Raw genomic sequence first — 16750 nt, 5'->3', positions numbered from 1 at the left:
ATGCTTTTACCCGATGAAATAGTGGTTGATAACTTTGCAGGTGGTGGCGGTGCCAGTACTGGGATGGAATTAGGCTTAGGCCGTCATGTTGATATTGCTATCAATCATGACCCCGCTGCCATTGATATGCATAGAATGAATCATCCAGAAACTAAACATTACTGTGAATCAATATGGGATGTTGACCCCGTTGAGGCATGCCAAGGTCGGCCAGTGGGGCTTGCTTGGTTTAGTCCTGACTGTAAGCATTTCTCTCGAGCAAAAGGCGCCACACCCGTCAATAAAAATATTCGTGGCTTAGCTTGGGTTGCTGTTCGCTGGGCTGCTTTAGTGCCTGTCAGAATGATCATGCTTGAGAATGTTGAGGAGTTCTTAACCTGGGGCCCAGTTGTAAATGGTAAGGCTTGCAAAGAACGTAGAGGCGAAACCTTTCAGGCGTTCATATTAGCGCTTACTACGGGATTATCGCTAAACCATCCAGCAATTGCAGATATTAAACATGCTCTTGGAGATGATTTTAATCTGTCTAAAATCGAAAAGGGCTTAGGGTACGCAGTTGAGTGGAAAATAATTAAAGCGTGTGATTATGGCGCCCCAACTATCAGGAAACGTCTATTTCTCATTGCTCGTCATGACGGGCAGCCCATTGAATGGCCTCAACCAACCCATGGGAATGGGTTGCTTCCCTATCGTACTGCCGCCGATATTATCGACTGGAATATTCCCGTTAAATCAATTTTCAACCGCAAGCGACCATTGGCTGAAAATACCATGAAACGGATAGCGAAGGGCTTAGAGAAGTTTGTGATTAATGCGAATGAGCCATTCATTGTACCTGGTGAATGTACCACGCCATTTATTACTGAGCATGCTAATGCCAGTAATCAGCGAAACATGCCCATTAATGAACCTTTAAGGACTATTTGTGCGCAGGTGAAAGGGGGGCATTTTGCGTTAGTGGCTCCCATTATCTGCCGTCAATTTGGTAACAGTGTCGGTCATTCCATTGATGCACCACTGGGCACCATCACAGCAAGTGGTGGTGGCAAGTCACAGCTCGTGACCAGCCATATGATAAAAATGCGCGGGGATAATATTGGCCATAGCACAAATGAACCCGTACACACCATTTCAGCCGGTGGCTTTCATATTGGTGAAGTCCGGGCGTTTTTAGTTGAATACTATGGCACTGGTAACGCTCATCGATGTGATAAGCCCCTGCACACGGTCACTACAAAGGATAGATTCGGCTTAATCACCATAAAAGGGGAAGATTTTCAAATAATAGATATAGGGATGAGGATGCTGGAACCCCATGAACTCTTTGCAGCTCAAGGGTTTCCCTATGATTACTCTATCACCCATGACAGTAAGGGGAAAAAGCTATCAAAAGCAAGCCAAGTCGCAAGATGTGGCAACGCTGTTTGTCCACCTGTAGCACAGGCCTTAGTCATGGCCAACTTGCCTGAGCAGATTAATCTTGCGGCTTAACAAGTTGGGTGAAGATCATCATCAGTTTTAATACTTTTGGGCTTGGGAGTGATAAGCGCACTCACTAAGACACTAAAGAAATGCAATAAATAACATTAACTTAAATTAGGAATATGCAGCATGAAAAACAAACAAATTGACTTAAATAATCATCTATTCGCACAGCTTGAACGTTTAGGCTGTGAAGACTTAAGCAATGAACAAGTTAGGATGGAAGTTATACGTTCTAAGGCTATGGCTGGCCTAGCTCGTGAAGTTGTTAACAACGGAAGATTAGCTCTAGATGTAAAAGTAGCCGTATACGATGATCTTATTGGTGGACAGGCTAACGTACCTGCAATGCTGAAAGACGGAGAATTATAGTATGTCAAAGGGGTTAAGGTACTCGGTTGAAATGCTTGATTTTATCAAGTTGAATTATAAGACAATGGAAATTAACCATTTAACCATTGTTTTTAACCAGAGATTTAATCTTGATAAAACCCCTTATCAAATAAGAAGGGTCATTGCCAATAACAAATTTATTAATGACCTAAATTGGAGAGCGCCTAAGTCCAAAAAAAGTGTTCCGAGTAGCGTCACAATAGAACAACTTGCGAGTAGCGTCAGGATAGAACAGCTTGCGAGTAGCGTCAGGATAGAACAGCTTGCGAGTAGCGTCAGGATAGAACAGCTTGCGTTTATTGCTGAAACATACTTGGTATACCGAGCGGTAGACATACCCAAACTGTTTTATCAACAGTTTGGTATTCACAAAACCTACCAGCAAATTAAATCCTTAATTAATAGGAATGGCATTCGGTCGGGCCGTTTGTGGCATTCCAAGCCGGGGGTCGTGCTAAAGGCAAGTTCGAGTACTTTTAAAAAGGATCGGTTTCCACATAACCATTTACCCATTGGTCGTTTTCGAGTGACGAACACAGGGTTTCCACAATACAAAATCGCCGACCCTAATATTTGGGTAAATGAATCTACATTAGTATGGGAAGCCCATCACGGAGATATTCCAGAAGGAATGAGTATTTATTACAAAGACGGTAATAGGCTAAACCCTCGGCTAGATAATTTAGTGGTAGCCAATAAGTGTGAAGGGGGTTATCTGACTGCACTTGGATTGAAGAGTGCACCAGACGAATTCAAGGAGAGTGTTGTCATTATGGCTAAAATCAATGCAAAAATATCAGAGTTAACGTCTTCTAGGAGTTTGTTATGAGTTGCCTTATACGGGGTGGTGAGTGTGAACAGCGTATAGACCTATTATTGCGCCTTACACGGATAACGAGCCCCAATAAAATTTCAGCACTCAACGATTATTTTGTTGAAGGTGTCACATCTACAATTGCAAGAACGAGACATGGACTGTCTCAACAAAGTTGGCACAAGGGAATAAAAAGGATAAATGAAGCGGCAATGGTCACTGACACACTGTTTAAGCTTAAACCTACAATAAACACCGCTTAAATGGTGTTGGTTTTTCTTTTAAATCAACAGCTTTACTAACTAATAGACAGTGGGTTTTGTTAAAATAACCCAATAGAAAATAGGTTAGATGAGTAAGCATTTGATGGTGTTGTACTTTGCAGAAATTGCACTGAATGACGCCATGTTAACAGGTGAAAACCAACTCTTTTTATCTGCATCATTTCACGAAAACGAACTTATTCGAAAGCACGTGATTCATTTGAAAAACCGCTGGACATGAAAGTCATGGGGAACCCTATTGTATTGAAAAATGGGGCTGAATTGAGCTTTGTACTCACCAATAGCCAAGTCACGGGTGGGTATTGCGGTAATGCATATGCGATTAACTGTTTTGATGATACGAACTTTGCAAACATCAATAATTTAATGTCCTCATGGGCAGTACTTAAAAAACACCAAGCAGTATTTTTCTGCTCAAACTAAATCATATGTTTGAGCGCTTATTTACACATACACATTAAGAGGTGATTCAATGGCGCGAAAATCAATGATTGAATGTCCAAAGTGTTTATCAGGTGGGCGAATTGCGACTTCAAAAAAATTAGCTGTTGGGATGCGTGAGATGTATTGCCAGTGTCTAAATTTAAACTGCTCAGAAGTTTTTATTCTTCACCTTACATTCTCACATTACGCCAAACGAGTAGGCAGCAAACCCGATCCCGAATTACAACCCGAGTTATGTAAAATCGAGGTGCAAGCACCAATCATCAAGCACAAAGCACCAACTCCAGCGATGAATTTTATCCCGCTAACGAAACGCTGAATAGTTGGTAAAATAAAGTCAAATTAAATACCCTAAAAACGAACGATTGCGATCTGAAAGGATCGCAGAGATCGCGAAATCATTAGACTTATTTTTATTTATAATCAAATCCTTACATTTAAATGTTCAATAGGTTTTTACAACCTCTATTTTTCGTTTTTTTAACGTGCTGAATTTCGGTGCGGAGGGGTGGGAGTGCCGACGCAAGGCCTGCGCGCGTACCTCATGCGTAACTCTGCACATTCATGCTTATATCGGGTGATTTAATGCGCGATTAACTGATAGCCCTCAAACATTAAGCGGTGTCATCCTCTATCAGTGGTGCCGTAACGCCACTAGACATAATCACAATTTAATTGTGTTGGTTTGCGATTGAGTCGCTTGCTACGACATGAGACTAAGCAGCGATCAAGCGATAGCGAGAAAGAATAGCTTTCCACTTACTCATGGGCGATACACAGCCCGAAACCTACCAGTGAACAGTGTTTGGCATCACCTCAGCACCAGAACGCAACCCGCACACTCAGTACATAAGAACAACCGCGATGCACTGGCCGAAACCTACCAGAGATCAATGCTTGGCATCACCTCAACACCAGAACACAACCCGCGCACTCAAAGCCTGAGAACAACCGCGATACACTGGCCGAAACCTACCACTGATCAATGCTTGGCATCACCTCACCACCAGAACACACCCCGCACACTCAAGGCCTGAGAACCATCACGATACACAGCCCGAAACCTAACAGTGATCAGTGTTTGGCATCACCTCACCACCAGAACACACCCCGCACGCTCAAGACCAGAGAACAACCTCGATACACAGCCCAAAACCTATCAGTGATCAGTGCTTGGCATCACCTCTGCACCAGAACTGCGCACTCACCACCAGAACACACCCCGCATGCTCAAGGCCTGAGAACAACCGCGATACACTGGCCGAAACCTATCAGTGATCAGTGTTTGGCATCACCTCAGTACCAGAAACAACATGAACAGGGGATTATTAAAGCGTAGGTTTGATGAAGCGAAGCGTGACAGCTTGTAAGTCGTCACGCTTTTGTGGGGTTGTGATCCTTCGTCATGCTAAGCATTTTGTAATAATAGCTACGTGTGTTTGCAAGTTGGTTGTTCCTTGGTGATCACAGATTTAGAATTACCGCTTTAAACAATTTTTGCCCCAAAACTTGCTAGCCTTCGAATGAAGTCTGATTACATTTTCTGGTTTGATTCATTTGAATTTTTGGTATTGGGTGAGTTTTTGAAGGTCTGCCTTCATTGTAATCTATCGCTTGCAGCGTGCTTACGTGCAAGTAATCTCTCGGTACGCTGTAAACCCATCCCTGGGCGCTCTGCTATTTCATCCCTGAAATCGAAGTCCTCGTGCAAACTTGCACCTGTTCATAAGCCTCTTCGATTTGGCTTTACTTGTTGGGATTTGAAACTGATTTTTGCCCCTTTATTCGCTAGAGTAAAAACTCACTCATATGTTATTAATGTGAGTTTACCCTATCAAAACTTATCCGAATAGATGTACGATTAACGCAACGGTAAAACAATGATTCATTGATCAATCTAATATTTGATATCTTTCACCAAGTCACTGATTATGCTTTGATACAATCATAGCTAAATTGCCGTATAAGTAGCGTTATAGAGCTAAAAAGGTATCGTTTATGAGTGCAAAATATTTCAATACATATGTCAGTCAATATATGTATCAACCTCATTACAGAATTTTTGAAGAGAAAAATATAAAAATACTTGAAGAATTAGAAATCATAAGTAAATCGACAATATATGCAATTGTTAAAACTTCAAAAGTTAAATTTATACCATCTTCATTTGAAATGACTACAAACTACTGTGTGGAAGGGAAATTACTTGTAGATGGAAAGCAATACAATGTCATTTTTAACATGGCAAAATATTGGTTTGATGGTGAGAGTGACTTATCGAAGGGCTTAAAATCTAGGTTCAAAACGATAAATGAATTTGTTGATTATGCATTGTCAGATTTTATAGCCATTGATGGTTCAAACGTTTCTAATAGTGAAAAGTATCGCCGCCTAGCTCAAGTAAAACCAGATTCCACCGAAGAACAACTTAATGTTAGATGCCCAATAGCAAGTGGTATGAATAATGGTGAGCCTGTAGATGCGAATCTATTTGTTTACCAACTCATAAATCACTATGACATGGATCTATTATCTAAATTAGAAATTTGCTATATAGGTAAATCTAATAGAAGCACATTCAAGCGATTAAAAAATCATGAGAAATGGGGGCCGATTTTATCATCAAAGCACAATGAGCATTTTGACTACTTCGCTTACTTTTTCGTTATCGATGAAGCAACTATCTACAAGTTGAATGCAAATAAAAACCATTTAGTGTTAAGGACTTGGTCCAAGCTACCGAACGGAGTAATTACTAGTATATGCGAAGCAACTTTAATCAACTACTTCAAGCCTGATTTCAATAAAGAGTTCGTAAACACTGACATATTGAATGTCAAAGTAGTTAAGGATTGGCTTGTAGCTAAAGGATTCGATGCAATAATGACAGAAGTTGAGCTTGAAGGGCTTATGGGACAACTAGGCACTAAGCTGAAACCTTATTCTGGAAGGCATGTGTTTGAAATTAGTATCACTCCCTAACAAGAGTTTGAGGTTTTAAGATACTTTTCTTATTGTAATAAACCAAGTTAGGTCATGTACTCTGGCTTAGTTTTGCCCCTTTATAAGTTTCACCGCTCAAGAAGTAAGCAAGCCAAATGAAACTTTATCTTTATAAAAGCGAATGTGAAAGGGGTTTACTGAATAGATTTTTTTTGCCTACACCGTTCTTTACTTTTATCGCAGTTAAAATCAGCTCAAAACGCTTCGATAAATTAGAGGGTGAAATATAAGTACTTATCTTTCAAATGCTTAATTTTTAAGTGTGGACTTACAATGGACTCGATAAACGTTCTTGTTCACTTTGCTGAGTGACCAACCAGAAAACCAAAGGGAAATGAGAGATTAGTTGATTTACATTAATAGGTTACATTGCTATTTTTATTGAAGATTTTTTATAGACTGATATTTATCCGAGACGCTGGATAATAAGCAGTTATGTTCTTATGGAGTCTAGAATGACAATTGCAGAATCAGTTTCAGTAATATCTCTAGTTGTTTCATTAGTAGCGTTGTACTTTGCTGCCATCAAAGAAGCTTATCTTGTACGTCTGGAACATAGACGAGTTAATAGCTCATTTAAGTCATATCTATCGGTAGTTAATAACAGCAAATTTCCAATAGATATTTCGGCGTTTGGCTACGTGAATGAAAATGAAGAGTTCTATTGGCTTGAGGGATTTGGGTGTGCTCGCAATGGTAAAAAAGCGTCACTCCCAGTAGCTGTAAACGCAAGGGCTTCTTTCGAAGCTTCCATAGCGGATTCTTATGTAAAAGAATTCGATACAAACAAATTTGGTCTTGTTGTTCAACTGGTTTGTGGAAGAACCTATTTTGTAAATTATGGCCTACCTTATCAATTGGCAATCAGGTACTTGGTTAAATGTAAATTATCTCAGTATACTGGTGGAATTATTGGTTTTGAAAAGAACTATGTACATGCAAGGCCTTATGAAGATTGACGTAGAGCATAATTGGGTAGTCGAAGGTATCTAGCCTCCACACCACCTGCACAGAGCAGTTCATTTAGAACGCCTAACTTAACTTTCTGGTTAGCTTCTGGTTTCGAGAGTGAACTGCGATCCATCTCTTAGTGAATATAATCCCGCTTTCTTAAGGTAATCATTACTAATGAGGCTCTTCTCCGCTTAGGTGAGTCTATTCATATCAAAGATCATAAATAACATTATTATTTACAACACTTTCTTATTTGTGAATAAGCGAATATACCTTGCCATCATTATCATCCACCCTATTTGGCTTTAAAGGCCAATGTGTACAGTCCTTTTCTATCGAAAAAGGTTCTCAGGCGGTTCTTGTACAATGCCGCCGAGATAGGCGGTTTAAGGTTAAAGAGCCAAGAACTGAAAGGCTTTGTACAGTCGATCACTATGTAAGAAGACAGGTACACGATCTACCTGTTAGTGGGCGTCCCTGTAGTATCGAAGTTGAACTCGCTCAGACCAAAGACAAAAACGGCAGAAGGTTAATTGAGACTACAGAATACGTTGCAAAAGGAGCGCGATATACAGTTCGCTTCTGTCAGTTCATCAGCGGGTTGTGCCGGCACATGAGCATTCACGCAGTCTCTCAACATCTAGGTATTCGTTGAGAGACGGTAAAGAACATTGATAAAGAATATCTCCATTCAACCCTGCCAGGCCTAAAGCCAGAGGAGCTTACCAACTTAATCCATATTGGCGTTGATGAGGTCGCCAGAGCTAAAAGACATGACTACATGACCGTTGTATACGATTTGGTTTCTGGTCATTTAATTTGGGTCGAACACGGTAGAAAAGCAGCGATCCTTATTTCGTTCTTCGAGCAACTATCCACATCTACGAGAGACGGTATTAAAGCGGTTTCAATGGATATGGGTCAACCTTATCAATCCGCAGTAAGGAAAATGCTGCCTAATGCCGATATCGTTTTCGACCGATTTCATGTGATGCAAAACTACTGCCTGTTAATCAAGAAAGAACGATCAAAAGCCTTTCGAAATGGTTCTAATGAAGAGAAAAGAATGCTCAAGGGAACGTTATTTCTCTTGCTGAAAAACGCTCACAAACTGGATGACAGCCAGTCTGATAGGCTTGATGACTTGCTCGAGAGTAACAAGACTCTCTGCATTGTTTATATGCTGAAAGAGCAGTTACAAGCGATCTGGGATGAACCCTGTTACGAGTCGATGGTTAAGGCACTTGAAGGTTGGTGCAGTCTTGCTAGAGCAACGAGGATATTGTCCTTATGTAATTATGTAATTATGCAATTATGCAATTATGCAAAATATAGATTAACTAATGCTCGGGTTGAAGCTGGGAATGTCTCTATTGGTTTACTCAGGCGAAGGGCTAGAGGGATACGAGACATTGACTATTTCAAACTCAAGATCAGACAAACATCAGTCCCTGATACCCATTCAACCTTTTATCCAAATATCAAGCTCATGTTAAGCGGAGAAGAGCCCTTTTCCTTATTCGAACTAGCTAATCAAGGGTAAGCTTTGTAACTCACTTTTGTCCAGAAGTGATTTAGAACGATACTCAAAGCATTCTATATTTACATATCTAAGCAATAAAAAAACCACTAATTAAGGCGGTTTTTTCATTCCTAACGGTTAAGTGTGGTCAATGCGTGGTCAGCGAATTGCCAGTTCCTTGCTGTGCAAGGCTTTCAGGTCGATATATAAGCCCCTTGCGGGGCTTTGGACAACATAGGAAACAATTGGCTTTATATTTTAGTCATGACATAGCTTCATCAGCCTCTCAGCTTCTTCTATTGCTGAATCAAATTCACCAAATTTCCCTACTGGCCCTGGATACTCTCTAATCTCATAGAAAACCTCTTCTTCACAATCATATTTTCTAGCAAATTGTTCTAGCTCAAAATACCCACTTTCAGATTTTACAACATCAATAAAGCATTTTTCACTTATTGAATATATTCGTTTTAGTCTAGCCATAAGCCCCCGCCAAAAATATTAGTTAGTTTCATTTATTATTGTTTTTGGTTCAATCAGTGTATTAGATTCTGCATCTCTAAATGTATGAGTCTGAACTTGTGAACCATCTTTTGCAACATGCGCCTCAGAGCTTACTTTTTGGATGTTCTTTGCTTCGAAACCTGTTTGAGATGCAATTCTATTAGCTTGCTTAGCTGGTTGGCTGATAACAGTCCCAGCACCTGCTGCAAGCTCTGTTAATTGTGACTGTGAAGCCAATTGCTTTTCCAATTTAACAGCATTTACTCGAGAAAATGGAGATAAAGGCATATCTCCAGTCGCCACAGCTGTAACTTCCAAGGCAATAATGGATGCAGAAGTAGTCACTGATACAGATGCAGCTCCGGCAGTCCAAACCGCAACACCAATCGCAGCAGCTCCAGTATAAGCATCTTGATGTTGCTGGATGCTCACGCCGCCAGGCCTATTTAACCAGCTTTCAGCAGCCTTACCATCTGGGTCTGTATATTTATACGGGTTATTATTACCATAAGCATAACGATTAAAACTATGCACATCCCTAAACCCAATAGGGTCATTCGAATAAAAACGTCCAATCAACGGATCATAGTATCGTGCCTGCATATAGGTCAGGCCGAGGTCTTCATCTTGTAAATGACCCGTATACCCTATCCCCGCTTTTTCACCACCAAGACGTTTACCAAAAGGCTCATAAACACTTTTCGTTAATGTATTTCCTGAACGGTCAGTCTCAAGTACTGGCGTACCAAGCATATCCGTATGTTGATAACGCACAGATGTAGGTGTCGTTTCAGCAATGAGCTTATTATCTAAATATATCGATTCCGTCAATCCACTACTTGGGGTTAAACGAGCTAAAAGTTGTCCACTTTGACTATAAACACTATGATCATTATTCTTTTTCACTCTCCGATTATGTCCGTCATAACGATAAGGTATACCTTTCGCCGTGGTAACTTGGTTTGCACGGTTAAATGCCAATCCATAGCGACCATTGTTAATTACATTGCCTCGAGTATCGTGACCATAAGTGTAGCCATAGGCACCACTAAGGTTATTAAGGCGATTAAAGTTGTTATAGTGATAAGTGATAGATGAACCACTAATACTGCGAGTTTCAATATTACCTAATCCATCATAGCTATAACTCCCACGACCCCATTTTCCATCAGCAGATCTCAAGCGATTTACGCCATCATAACTTATGTTATCAATGTCATTACTGGGGTCGAGCCAATCAACGACCCCAGTTAAGTTATCATTAACATCATAGCGAGGATCAAGTTTCATTTTAATTAATGATGCTTTCACATCATTAATTAAATCAATACGCCCTGTTGTATCTAAAGTCACATTTCGAGTGATCCCATTTCCATAAGAAAAACTTTTAACTTGACCATTGGGATGATATTTCACATTGTTTGCATAGTTGATGTTACCTTCACTTGCTTTAGTTGGCTGACCTAAAGCATTTGGCGCGTAGTTAATTATTTTTCCTGAGGGGTACTTGAGAGAATTCACTGCACCTAAATTGTTATAGTTCCAATCTAATACAAAACTCTTCCCATCCAGTGACAGCGTTTCTTTTTCTATTAAATTAAGCGAGTTATATAGGTAACGCCAACTGATGGTATTGCTGCCACTGCCTGACACTAAACTTAATAAATTACCATTAGTATCATAATGATAAACATTATCGGGTGTCATGTCGGGGAAGTTTTCTGTTCTAAGTTGATCTAAATTGTCATAATTCAAGAGTACTTTATGTGTTGCTGGTACAGATGAAGTCGTACAATTATTCATACCACCATTAGTCCCCTCGGCATACCAAATTGGTTTACGCTGAACATTATAATCATATGCAGTTACACCCGCTTCAGGTCGACTCATTTTACAGAGTTGTTGATAACTATCGTACAAACGTTTCTCTGTTACATTACCTTGTGAAATAGACGTTATTTGACCAAATTGGTTATAATCAATGACTGTATCATCAGTATTTGGTGCTTCTATTAATGTAGGCTTATCGTAACTCGGGCTACTATAAGCAAGATAGCTTGTCTTCGTCGCATTACCATTTGCATCGGTGAATTGTAGTTTATTATCATTAAGATATTCAATCGTTGACGTGGCACCATCACTTTGACGAGTGATGGATATCACACGTCCAACAGCATCATACTCAGTAAATATACCCATATTACTGCTGGCATTATTACTAGGAAAGGATTGCAGTATTGGACGATTATCGGAGTCGTATCTTGTACGTAGATAGCGAATAGTGTCATTATTCGTTTTATCTCGGGCACGAGTAAAAGTTGGTTGCATCAAACCATCATAATAAATTACTTGCTCAAGATTTCCTTGCGTTATTGTTTGTTTAACCTGACCAACTATAATATCACTATCGGGAATACCGTCATTAGCACTAGTTACATAATTATAGCTTATATTCTTATCAATCCACCTATTATCGGCATAATCAATATTAGTTAACCAACCAATATGATTGTAACTATAACTAACTTTATTACCATTAAAGTCCGTAACACTTTTAATTGCACCGTCATTATTTACTTCAAACTTAGCAATTGCTGTATTGGTTGTACTATTATTTACAGTGTTACAACCATTTGTTGTTGCACAAGGAACGGTAATTTTACGAGCCTTACCTCGATAGTAATCATCAAATTGCTTGTAATTATTACTTCCATTATGAGTTGTCTTTTTTAAGTTTCCGTCACTGTGATATGACACATAATTCTTATACAGTTTTCCGTATACATGTTCATTTTTTAATGATGATTTATAGACACTATTTTCAGGGAAGTATTCAAAACTCTTAATGTTCTTCCAAGATAAACCATCATAAGACACCGCTATCGATTTAACATTAGATAATGACCATAAATTTGTAAAGTTTGCATATTCAAATTTTGAATACTTAACTCCCCCATCACTTATGAATTCTTTCACCACGGTTTCATTATCAAACGTATCCCTTAAAATAACCTCGAAATTATAATTCGTATTCTCACTTACGATCCTTTCACTGCTACGTAGTCTTTTAAAATGATATTTATCCCAATTTTTCTTACCATCAACATATTTACTTTCAATACAACCTCGCCTTCCACAAGCATAACCATCCATAACATAATATTCATAATTATATAATTGTTGCTGTAAAACTCTTCTATTATTTATATCTAATACTGAATATTCAATAAGCTCTCCCTCTTTATGATTAAAAGAGGGGTTATGAACATAGACTTTTATGTTATCAGGCCCTATCACTTCCAAAGTACGACGTTCATGATTTTTAGACACCAATGTGTTACTTGCTCTTAAATCAAGTAACCCATTAGTAAAGTTATAAGTAAAAACAGCATCTTCACGTCCTTTTGCGGATACTGTTTTTCGTTTCAATGTTGGGAAATGTCGTTTATCTATCCATGTGTGTGTTTTATTAGCACTGTAAAATGGAGAGGTCTCTGAATAAGGCACTTTACAATAATGAATTTGTGCCTCGTCATCATCAAATGATAGGACTTCTTCGTTATCTTCTGACGATATATATGGCCCGCACCCTACCATGTATGCTGTCTCATATTTGATATATGAGTTATCAGGAAGGATATACTTATATTCGTAATCCCACCCTGTAAAAAAATATACATCTTCATATTCAATTCTTAACTGTTCATTGTTTGGCAAAGTGAAGTCACGAAAGTCTTTACCTCCAAAGGCTCCAACGCTCCATGTTTTGCCACCATAATGAATGTTATATGTACTAATAGGCTGCCTACCTGTCCCCTCAATAAGTAATTCTCTGCCATCACTCCAGGATATTCTATTAATAGTCCCTTTTATATTACTATACTTCTCAGTTACGGGTTCAATATCATAATAAAGTTCAACTTTATTTCCAAATTTATCTTCTATCTTAGAAGGCAAAAAAGTATAATTTAAATATTTCCTAGAGCCACTACTGTCTTTCTTATAATGCAATCTGTCAAAAGTATATTCATTACCTAAGGAGTCATTAACAACAAAATATTCAACACCTTGATTATTTGACTTGCAAAATACCTTGCTATTGTTTTTTGTATAAAACACCGCCTCTGGATATTTATTGTTATTTAAATCTTTTTTAATTAAAACATCCTCTACTCCATCATCTAAGATAACAAATGGACCATATCTTTCCCTATGAGGTAGATCGACTTCAGGCACTTCATATGTACATAGCCTTTTTGACTTCTCACTCCACGGTTGATTACCATGAAAGGTAACCCTTCCATGTATTCTTGGAATTGAAAGTTCACTTATAACCCTCATATCAGGATCTGAATCGTAATATCTATAGATAGGATTATGGGTTAAGGTTAATTTTGAAAACAACGGGAAGTTTCCTGGCGTATCTATCGAAAAAACATCTATTAAATAAGCACCATTAAAAGGATTGAATTTTTCTTGAAAATATTTAGGTGAACTATCAATGCTGATAATCGGTGGCTCGAATGAATTAGCTTGCCTCGACAAATCATCTAACCAATTATTTTCTTCTGAAAATACTGAACAAGAAAATAAAACGATACAAATTAAGATAAGTCTCATTATCTACTCCATGATAATAGAAATGGTATTAATAAAAAATATTATTAATTGAACCACCATGTTAATTTAAGTCAATATAACCCATAAAAATACACTTTTTATTAACAACAACCTCCTACACCTTTAAGGATAAAATCTAATTGCAAATAATAATCATTACTAACTAGATGTCAAGTTAAGTTACTAGTTTTGTTCAAGGTTGGCCTAGCGTAAGGATTCGTGCGTAAACAGGTAATAGGGTTGATTTACTTAGGATATACCTCTAAGTCTTCAATTGGCATCGGCTTACCGTAAACATATCCTTGAATCTTATATATTCCACGCTGTTTCAAATACTCCACTTGTTTTTGGTTCTCAACGCCTTCGGCTATCGCATCTAGATTAGAAGTTTCTATAAATGAGATAATGGCATCTAGGACACTATTCTTAACATCATCGGTCTCAATCGTATCAATGAACATTTTATCTATTTTTAGTGTTAAAATACCAAGTTCTTGAACGTAAGAAAATCCACCGTAACCCGTACCAGCATCATCTAACTTCAGATTAATACCGTATTCATAAAAACGATTTAGTGTCGCTTTTGCCAAAGATAGATCAGGGATCTTTTGTCGTTCTGTGATCTCTAAGCTTAACGTTGAAGGGACTATATGGTGTTTTTCACACAGGGCTTTTACCAAATTAAACAGTTCGTCATTGGTTAGATGAACAGGCACTATATTGATACTCATGAATTGAGTACCACCGCTCCAACCGAGTTTCACTATGTCTTGAATAACCTTTTCAATTAGCTGATCAGTAATTGGAACGATCAAACCAGAGTCTTCGGCATATGGAATAAACTGATAGGGTGGAATGATCTTTCCATCAGGCTTTATCCATCGTACAAGCACTTCAGCACCAATAACTTCAGAAGTTCGACTATCAACTATTGGTTGATAGTAAGGGACAAATTCAGCTTTATTGATAGCCTCATTGAGCACATGATGAAATGATTGCCGGATGGTAATTAATTTGTACAACAGTGCCGTGAATATAGATGCTATGGTGAAAGAGATTATGAGAGAACCCAATAGACTAAGTTGTGTATAGGAATCGTAGAACTCCTTATTGGGAACCAGTTTTAAACTCACATCCAATAAACCCTCTTTCCGTGTTACCTGAGACTCTACATAAGGAGTATCTATTGGCACACCCTCAAATTTTAGTATTGGTTCTCCTTCTATAATCACTTCATAAGAAAGGCATTTTATACATTTATCTTCTTCCAAATGACTAATCAAAAATGGTGTAAGGCTCGCATATAGTTGCCAGCCCTTCATCTCTCAAACTAAAAGCAATTCGCTATGAGCATTGTTGTTATCAAGATCCGAGACTAAATAGTATTCCTCTGAAAATCGATGAATGGAGTAATTATCTAACCTCAAGGTAGGACCTTCAGTGTTGCATACAGGATTATCTTTGTCTGCCAACCCAAGCATTCGAATACTGGGGTGTGAATATACCTCGTGAGAGAGTTTCGCTATTGACTCCAGAGAGCAATCGAATTTATTTGGTGCAACTTGCTTCTCAAGAATCTTGTGTGCGTTGAGGAGTGAGTCGTGAAATTCATATAGCAATAGCTCTGCATCTTGAGTAAGCGCAGTTCTAACAAGGAACCCATTAACTACGCTAAAACTCAAACTACAGATAGTCTAGGTGGCGATAAAAAACAAAAAAAAGTTTCCATTGTCTTAACATTAGTTCAACCCCTCAGATCTCATAAGTAATACTGGTAGCTATATAATCCTGCATTATTAATGCAGGACAGTGTTGTATGGAATTTGAGGGCTATTATCTATTGAATGGTAAAATAGAAAGTTCGATGACTTATTTCTGTCTCAATATGTGTCAGTGGAATAATATTGGCACGTTTTATGCTGATAACTGGCCGATTCTAAACAGGCACGTGTAACGTGCTAGCGGAATGCTTCTGGCATGTTTCTGCCCCAAAACATTTTAATTAGAACAGTCTAGCCAGCTCAATCAAGTTAATATGGCTTTACATTTATCTCTATGGATAGCAGCTCCCCAAACTGCATATATGACAGTTATAAGCTGAGTCTTACCAAATGCCAAAATGGATATTACTTCACTGATGTGATACTAATAACTTGCTAAAATAATTAGAAATATGTTGATTTATCAACATAAGAAGTGACTCTCAGCAGAGTATTTAACTCTTATAAGAAAGGAGAACAATTTGGGAAGTATAGGTATTTTTCAATTACTGATAATTTTGGTTTTATTACCATTGGTATTTTTACCAACTATTATCGCCATCAAGAAAAAACATCCACACAGGATACCGATTATTTTAGTTAATGTATTTGGTGGCTTAGTGGCGGGGAGCGGCTGGCTTATTGCACTAATTTGGTGTTTCATTGAGCCGAGTAAAACATCAACAATTGATGTGGCCTCTCAAATCGAAAAGCTTCACAAATTGAAAGAGAAAGGAATCCTAACTCAAGATGAGTTTGACATGAAAAAGAAAGCGTTACTTTAAATTTCCAGATTTACAAAATGAAGTTATAACCTTAAAAAAGCCTCAAAATTGTTTTTTGATGTTGTTTGCCCTAGCGGTAGTAGTTTCTGAGATCTACATTTAGGAAAATGAATTCAATCATGCTTATTGACTACAGTAGTTCAGCGATTACAAATATTTAAGAAATACAAAATGGGCTCTTCTCC

The 16750-nt window shown here is 38.3% G+C and carries 14 protein-coding genes and 1 pseudogene; 11 read left to right on the top strand and 4 right to left on the bottom strand.

Annotated features, from left to right (window positions below):
- From HWQ47_RS06235 to HWQ47_RS06190, 10 genes and pseudogenes are all read left to right on the top strand, one after another.
- Positions 1 to 1491, top strand: coding sequence for a DNA cytosine methyltransferase (locus HWQ47_RS06235; protein WP_269970310.1), 1491 nt, complete (start codon positions 1 to 3; stop codon positions 1489 to 1491).
- A gap of 120 nt (positions 1492 to 1611) precedes the next feature.
- The gene (locus HWQ47_RS06230; RefSeq protein WP_269970309.1) at positions 1612 to 1854 is read left to right on the top strand and encodes a hypothetical protein; all 243 of its coding nucleotides are present in this window, start codon (positions 1612 to 1614) and stop codon (positions 1852 to 1854) included.
- A gap of 1 nt (position 1855) precedes the next feature.
- Complete coding sequence (locus HWQ47_RS06225) at positions 1856 to 2704, top strand: HNH endonuclease signature motif containing protein (protein WP_269970308.1); 849 nt, start codon at positions 1856 to 1858, stop codon at positions 2702 to 2704.
- Positions 2701 to 2952 carry a hypothetical protein gene (locus tag HWQ47_RS06220; protein ID WP_269970307.1) on the top strand — a complete coding sequence of 84 codons (252 nt, stop codon included), beginning with the start codon at positions 2701 to 2703 and terminating at the stop codon, positions 2950 to 2952. The genes HWQ47_RS06225 and HWQ47_RS06220 overlap by 4 nt, the downstream gene beginning before the upstream one ends.
- 88 nt (positions 2953 to 3040) lie before the next feature.
- Entirely contained in the window at positions 3041 to 3193 is a 153-nt protein-coding gene (locus HWQ47_RS06215; protein WP_269970306.1) for a hypothetical protein, read from the top strand.
- Positions 3194 to 3198: 5 nt separating this feature from the next.
- Entirely contained in the window at positions 3199 to 3396 is a 198-nt protein-coding gene (locus HWQ47_RS06210; protein WP_269970305.1) for a hypothetical protein, read from the top strand.
- 49 nt (positions 3397 to 3445) lie between these two features.
- Positions 3446 to 3736 (top strand): ogr/Delta-like zinc finger family protein, encoded by a 291-nt coding sequence (locus HWQ47_RS06205; protein WP_269970304.1) that lies wholly within the window; start codon positions 3446 to 3448, stop codon positions 3734 to 3736.
- Positions 3737 to 5415: 1679 nt separating this feature from the next.
- A complete protein-coding gene (locus HWQ47_RS06200) occupies positions 5416 to 6399 on the top strand; it encodes a hypothetical protein (protein ID WP_269970303.1) in 984 nt (327 codons plus the stop codon).
- A 476-nt stretch (positions 6400 to 6875) separates the two neighbouring features.
- Entirely contained in the window at positions 6876 to 7379 is a 504-nt protein-coding gene (locus HWQ47_RS06195; protein WP_269970302.1) for a hypothetical protein, read from the top strand.
- A gap of 269 nt (positions 7380 to 7648) precedes the next feature.
- Positions 7649 to 8917 (top strand): annotated as a pseudogene (locus HWQ47_RS06190) (ISL3 family transposase).
- Between the two features lie 237 nt (positions 8918 to 9154).
- On the opposite strand, the gene HWQ47_RS06185 reads toward HWQ47_RS06190, so the two are convergent.
- The 4 genes from HWQ47_RS06185 to HWQ47_RS28055 form a co-directional block, all read right to left on the bottom strand.
- On the bottom strand, positions 9155 to 9379 hold the full coding sequence (locus HWQ47_RS06185; protein ID WP_269970301.1) for a hypothetical protein: 225 nt from the start codon (positions 9377 to 9379) through the stop codon (positions 9155 to 9157).
- Positions 9380 to 9397: 18 nt separating this feature from the next.
- The gene (locus tag HWQ47_RS06180; RefSeq protein WP_269970300.1) at positions 9398 to 14020 is read right to left on the bottom strand and encodes an RHS repeat domain-containing protein; all 4623 of its coding nucleotides are present in this window, start codon (positions 14018 to 14020) and stop codon (positions 9398 to 9400) included.
- Between the two features lie 245 nt (positions 14021 to 14265).
- Positions 14266 to 15342, bottom strand: coding sequence for an EAL domain-containing protein (locus HWQ47_RS06175; protein ID WP_269970299.1), 1077 nt, complete (start codon positions 15340 to 15342; stop codon positions 14266 to 14268).
- A gap of 3 nt (positions 15343 to 15345) precedes the next feature.
- Entirely contained in the window at positions 15346 to 15639 is a 294-nt protein-coding gene (locus HWQ47_RS28055) for a hypothetical protein (protein WP_442802115.1), read from the bottom strand.
- Positions 15640 to 16262: 623 nt separating this feature from the next.
- Between HWQ47_RS28055 and HWQ47_RS06170 the strand changes: the two genes are divergently transcribed.
- Positions 16263 to 16565 carry a superinfection immunity protein gene (locus tag HWQ47_RS06170; protein WP_269970298.1) on the top strand — a complete coding sequence of 101 codons (303 nt, stop codon included), beginning with the start codon at positions 16263 to 16265 and terminating at the stop codon, positions 16563 to 16565.
- The last annotated feature ends 185 nt before the right edge of the window (positions 16566 to 16750 follow it).

The sequence above is a fragment of the Shewanella sp. MTB7 genome (assembly GCF_027571385.1).
Taxonomy (GTDB): domain Bacteria; phylum Pseudomonadota; class Gammaproteobacteria; order Enterobacterales; family Shewanellaceae; genus Shewanella.
The sequence above is the reverse complement of the archived record's forward strand: the minus strand, read 5'-3'. Positions and strand labels throughout refer to the sequence as shown.